This is a genomic window from Streptomyces sp. GC420 (assembly GCF_009916105.1).
Lineage (GTDB): Bacteria > Actinomycetota > Actinomycetes > Streptomycetales > Streptomycetaceae > Streptomyces.
Map to the genome: position 1 here is coordinate 1 of NZ_JAAAXQ010000487.1, position 4,980 is coordinate 4,980.

General features: G+C 74.7%; 3 protein-coding genes. 2 read left to right on the forward strand and 1 reads right to left on the reverse strand.

Translation table 11 applies throughout. From position 1 onward, the window contains the following. The first annotated feature begins 684 nt into the window (after nucleotides 1-684). Complete coding sequence (locus GUY61_RS34580; RefSeq protein ID WP_166634281.1) at nucleotides 685-1,590, forward strand: 4-(cytidine 5'-diphospho)-2-C-methyl-D-erythritol kinase; 906 nt, start codon at nucleotides 685-687, stop codon at nucleotides 1,588-1,590. A 113-nt stretch (nucleotides 1,591-1,703) separates the two neighbouring features. After that, nucleotides 1,704-3,104, forward strand: coding sequence for an acyltransferase (locus GUY61_RS34585; RefSeq protein ID WP_166634282.1), 1,401 nt, complete (start codon nucleotides 1,704-1,706; stop codon nucleotides 3,102-3,104). Here GUY61_RS34585 and GUY61_RS34590 read toward each other — a convergent pair. Further along, nucleotides 3,091-4,803 carry a lysyl oxidase family protein gene (locus GUY61_RS34590; RefSeq protein WP_166634283.1) on the reverse strand — a complete coding sequence of 571 codons (1,713 nt, stop codon included), beginning with the start codon at nucleotides 4,801-4,803 and terminating at the stop codon, nucleotides 3,091-3,093. The two genes, GUY61_RS34585 and GUY61_RS34590, sit on opposite strands and share 14 nt — an antisense overlap. Nucleotides 4,804-4,980: the final 177 nt, after the last annotated feature.

A 4,980-nucleotide genomic window follows, 5' to 3' on the forward strand; every position in this document is an offset into this window, starting at 1 on the left:
GCCCACTCCCCGGCACGCCGGTTCCCGTCCGAGGGCTCCGAGAGCTCCGAGAGCTCCGGGAGCGTCGGATCCCGTCGGCGCCGCCCGGGTTCCGGTGCGGGGCCGGTCCGGTGGGGCGACCCTGGCCGCGCCCGGGCGTCCGGCCCGGCCGCCGCACGTCCTGCCGTGCCTCGGCGGGCCAACTCCGTTCCCCCCGGCGCCGACCGGCCGGCGGTTGCCTGCGGGGTTCCGGCCGTCGTGGGCGTTGCCCGGCTCCGGGCAGGTGTTCCGTCGACGCCGGCCCGGGTCCCCGGTGCCGGTCGGTCCTCCTGGCCGCCTCGGGCACGGCCGGCCGTCTCCCCTCGGGCCGGCGCCGGGCACCGCCGTTTGCGGGGCGCCCGGCGTCCGCGGTGTCTCGCCGTGCCCCCGGCGGGCCCTTTCCCGGCCGCTGCCGAGGCCCGCCCGGCCGGGGCGGTTGCCGCCTGCTCCGGCCGGGCGGCGCCGGTTCGCTCACGGGGCGCCGGGCCGGGGGGCCGCCCCGGTCGTGGCCGGGCGTGTCCCGCTCAGGCCCGCGTCCGGCGCGACGGCGCGCGCCCGCCCGGCCCGGCGGCCCGTCACCCCGGGCGCGCCCGGGCCGGGGTGGGGGCACGTACCATCGGCGTGCCAGAGCAGCGAAGCGCACCGCACAGCCGAGGAGCAGCCTCCGTGACCGCCCCCGCCCCCGTCACCGTCCGCGTACCCGCCAAGGTCAACGTGCAACTCGCGGTCGGCGGGCGCAGGCCGGACGGGTTCCACGACCTGGCGAACGTCTTCCTCGCGGTGGGTCTCTACGACGAGGTGACGGTCACCCCCGCCGACACGCTGCGGATCACCTGCGAGGGCCCGGACGCCGCGCTGGTGCCCCTCGACCGCACGAACCTCGCCGCCCGCGCCGCCCTCGCGCTCGCGGAGCGCCACGGCCGCGCGCCGGACGTCCACATCCACATCAGGAAGGACATCCCCGTCGCGGGCGGCATGGCCGGCGGCAGCGCGGACGGCGCCGGGGCGCTGCTGGCCTGCGACGCGCTGTGGGGCACCGCCGCCTCCCGCGAGGAACTCCTCGCGATCTGCGCCGAGCTGGGCAGTGACGTGCCGTTCAGCCTCGTCGGCGGGGCGGCCCTGGGCCGCGGCCGCGGCGAGCTGCTGACCCCGCTGGAGGTCGGCGGCGTCTTCCACTGGGTGTTCGCCGCCGCGGACGGCGGCCTGTCCACCCCCGCCGTGTACGGCGAGTTCGACCGCCTCACCCAGGACGTCTCCGTGCCCGACCCCGAGCCGTCGGCGGCGCTGCTGGCCGCGCTGCGCGCCGGTGACGTCACCGCTCTCGCCGGGGCGCTGGCCAACGACCTCCAGCCCGCAGCGCTGTCGCTGCGCCCCTCGCTGGCCGAGACCCTCGCCGCGGGCACGGAGGCGGGCGCTCTGGCCGCGCTGGTCTCCGGTTCCGGCCCGACGACCGCGTTCCTCGCGAAGGACGCCGCCTCGGCCGGGCGGATCGCCGGCGCCCTGACCGCCTCCGGCCACTGCCGCACCGCCAGGACCGCCGTCTCCCCTGCGCCCGGGGCGACCGTCCTCTGAGGACTCCGAGAGGACTCCGAGCGGACTCCGAGCGGACGGGGAGCACGTACTCAGGCGGGAGTTGAGTACGACAGCGCTGATGCCGCAGCACGGCCGGGCGCGACCGTACTCGTATGACAACCAGCGTCCGTGAACTGGCCGAGGCCACGCCCGGCACCCGCGACCGGTACGTCGATCTGCTGCGGGTCGCCTCCCTCGGCACGGTCGTACTGGGCCACTGGCTGATGGCGACCGTCGACACCACTCCCGGCGGCACGGCGGCGCGGGGACCCGGGGTCGGCAACCTGCTCGCCGCCGTACCGGAGTTGCAGCCGCTGACCTGGCTGCTTCAGATCATGCCGGTGTTCTTCTTCGTGGGCGGCTTCTCGCACGCGCTGTCCTACCGCTCGCTGAGCCGCAGGACCCCTGCGGAGGCCCGCTACCCGGCCTTCGTACGGGCCCGGTTGCAGCGGCTGCTGCGGCCGGTCATGGTGTTCGTGTGCGTCTGGGGCGCGGCGGCGCTGCTGTCGCAACTCGCGGGCGCGGACGGCGGACTGGCCGACGTCACCTTCCGGCTGGTCACCCAGCCGCTGTGGTTCATCGGCGTCTACCTCGCGATGGTGGCGCTCACCCCGCCGATGCTGCGCCTCCACGAGCGTTACGGCTGGGGCGCGTTCGGCGCGCTGGTCGCGGCCGCCGCGGCCGTGGACGTGCTGCGCTTCGCCCTCGGCGTGCCCTTCGTGGAGTTCCTGAACTTCGCCTTCGTCTGGCTGGCCGTCCACCAGCTCGGTTTCCTGCGTGCCGACGGACGCCTCCTGGCGCGCGGCGCACCCCTGGCGCTCGCGGCGGGCGGCCTGGCCGGCGCGGTGACGCTGGTGGCCCTCGGCCCGTACCCGCTGTCCATGGTCGGCATGCCGGGGGAGAAGGTCTCCAACATGGCCCCGCCGACACTGGCCCTGCTCTGCCACGGCCTGTGGCTGACCGGTGCCGTGGAACTGCTGCGCCGCCCCGCCGCGCGGCTGCTGGAGCGTCCGAAGGTCTGGCGGGCGGTCGTCGCGGCCAACGGTGTCGTCATGACGGCGTTCCTGTGGCACCTGACCGCGATGCTGGGTGTGTACGGGGCGATGCTGACCCTGGATCCGCGGCTGCCGGAACCGGCCTCGGCGGCGTGGTGGGCGCAGGTGCCGCCGCGGCTCGCCGCCGCTGCGCTTGTGACCGCCCTGCTGATCGCGGTCTTCCGCCGCTTCGAGCGTCCCTCCGCGGCCGCGGCCGGAAGGGGCGGCGACGGAACCGGAACACCGGGCGGCGGCTCGGGGCCAGTCGCGGCCCTCGGCGTGACCCTGTGCCTGTTCGGTGTGCTGGGCATGTCCATGGTGGGCTTCGCCGGGCTCCTGGAGGGCCGTACCGCGATGCTGGTCGCGTTCCGCGTCTCCGCGCCGGTGGCCGTCGCCATGGCGCTCGCGGGATGGCTGCTGGTGGAGCGCACGGGCCCGGGCGGCCGCGGCCGCCCGGGCCCACGCCTCACGGAGCGTTGATCAGGTCGTACGGCGGCACGGACACCGTGCGGGCGCCGGGCTCACCGCCCAGGACGACCTTGCGCAGTGCGACGTTGTTGTCCAGGTCGGTCTCCTGGAGCCGCTTCTCCGGGTTGGCGATCACCTGGATGTGGTAGGTGCCGTTCGGCAGGTCGGTGATGTCGAAGGACTGCCCGGGACGGTACTGCGTGTACGTGTCGCCGGAGCCGACGTCGAGGACCTCACGCACCGAGATCGAGTTCTGCTCGCCGCACGCGGTCGACAGATCGGTGTTGTACGGGTGCCAGTTGGCGTTCTTCACCGTGTAGTCGATCGCGTCGGTGTTGGCGAGGCAGAACGCCTCCTTGCCGCTGCGCACCTCCTTGGTCTGGTCCTCGCTCAGCAGCCGGTAGCTGGCGAAGTCGGTGAAGTGCCAGTGCTCGTGGCCTTCGCGCGGGTCCCATTCCATGGTGCCGGTGGGGGTGTACCCGACCTGGTTGCCGTCGGCGTCGTAGAAGTACTGGTACGCGTCCATCAGATCCTTGCCGGGACTGCGGAAGCCGTCCACGACGAGGGGCGCGGGGCCCGCGTTCCAGACGTTGGCGCTGAAGGCGAGGTAGTCCTTGCCGGGAACGTCCCCGTCCTCGCCGTCGGTGATGGCGATGTCCCACGCGGGCAGCGAGCGCAGGTCGGGCTTGGGCACGCCGGCCGGGGCGCCGGCCCGGCCGGTGGGCCGCTTGGCGTTGGGCCTGAGCGCCGGTGCGACCCGGGAGCCGTCGGTGTGGCCGGCGCCGTCGCCCAGGTGGCTCGCGGTGCCGCGGTCCTCCAGGGCGTGCGGCAGCATCGGCGGGGTGGGCTCGTCGGCGCCGCGGGGACCGTAGTGGTGCGAGGCGCCCGCCCCGTGCCCGGCCGCCCCGTGCCCGGCTCCGTGGTCCGTGTGCGCCTTCTGCACGCCCTTCGCTGCGGAGCGGGCGAGGGAGCGGGCACCTTCGCCCGCTTCCCCGTCCCCGACCTCACGGACCGTCACCTTGATGGAGTGCCGGTCGTCGGGGATGCCGAGCAGGTCGCGGTACTTCTTCGCCACCGCCACCTTCGCCGTGTACTCGCCGGCCGGCAGGTCGACCGGCCGGTCGTAGTCGACCGTGCTGGAGTTGGAGGCCCAGCCGTTCTCCACGCCCCACACCGAGCCGAGCGTGAACGGATTGGTGGGGCAGCTCTCCGGATACTTCGAGGTGGCCGGGGCGTCCGGGCGTATCCGCCCGGAGGCGTTGTTGGGGCAGAAGGTGCCCTTGCTGGTGGCGACCTCCTTGCCGGCCGCGTCCTCCACCGAGACCTCGAGGAAGTCCGGCAGGCCCGAGAAGTCCTTCACCAAGCCCTCGGGGAGGGTCTTCGTCCGAGTCTTGCCGCCGCTGCGGATGATCTGCCTGGCGATCACGGGGTCCTTGTACGACTTCCGGGTCACCCGGAACTCGAGCGGGCCGCCGTCGACGGTGACGTACGTCCCGAGGTCCAGGTAGACGCCGGGTTCGTCCCTCCAGCGGTCGAGCGTCACGGAGCCGGACGCTGCGATGAGCCTGAGCTGCGGCGTGCCCGCCGCGGGCGCCGCCGCGCCGGCGCCGGGAGCGGCACCCGCCCCGGCGACGACGACGGCGAGCGCCGCGGCCGCGGCCATCCCGGAGCGCCGTAAGCGGTTGCGGTGCTTGCGTGCGGAACTGGTCATGCGACTGGTCATCTGTTCCTCGTCTGCGAGTGCCGCGGTCGCGCGGCGGCGGACTGGACAGCCCTCAGTCCGGCCGTTGCTCCGGGCGCACCCCCATGCGCCCGAACCGGAACTGTGAGCTACCTGTGAGACCGGAGGGACCGGTGGTGAGGTTGCCTGCGTCCCCGGATTTCCTCC

What these genes read in the sequence shown, in the direction of transcription:
- GUY61_RS34585 (WP_166634282.1), top strand. Translation starts at nt 1,704, where the DNA reads ATGACAACCAGCGTCCGTGAACTGGCCGAGGCCACGCCCGGCACCCGC.
- GUY61_RS34590 (WP_166634283.1), bottom strand. Translation starts at nt 4,803, where the DNA reads ATGACCAGTTCCGCACGCAAGCACCGCAACCGCTTACGGCGCTCCGGG.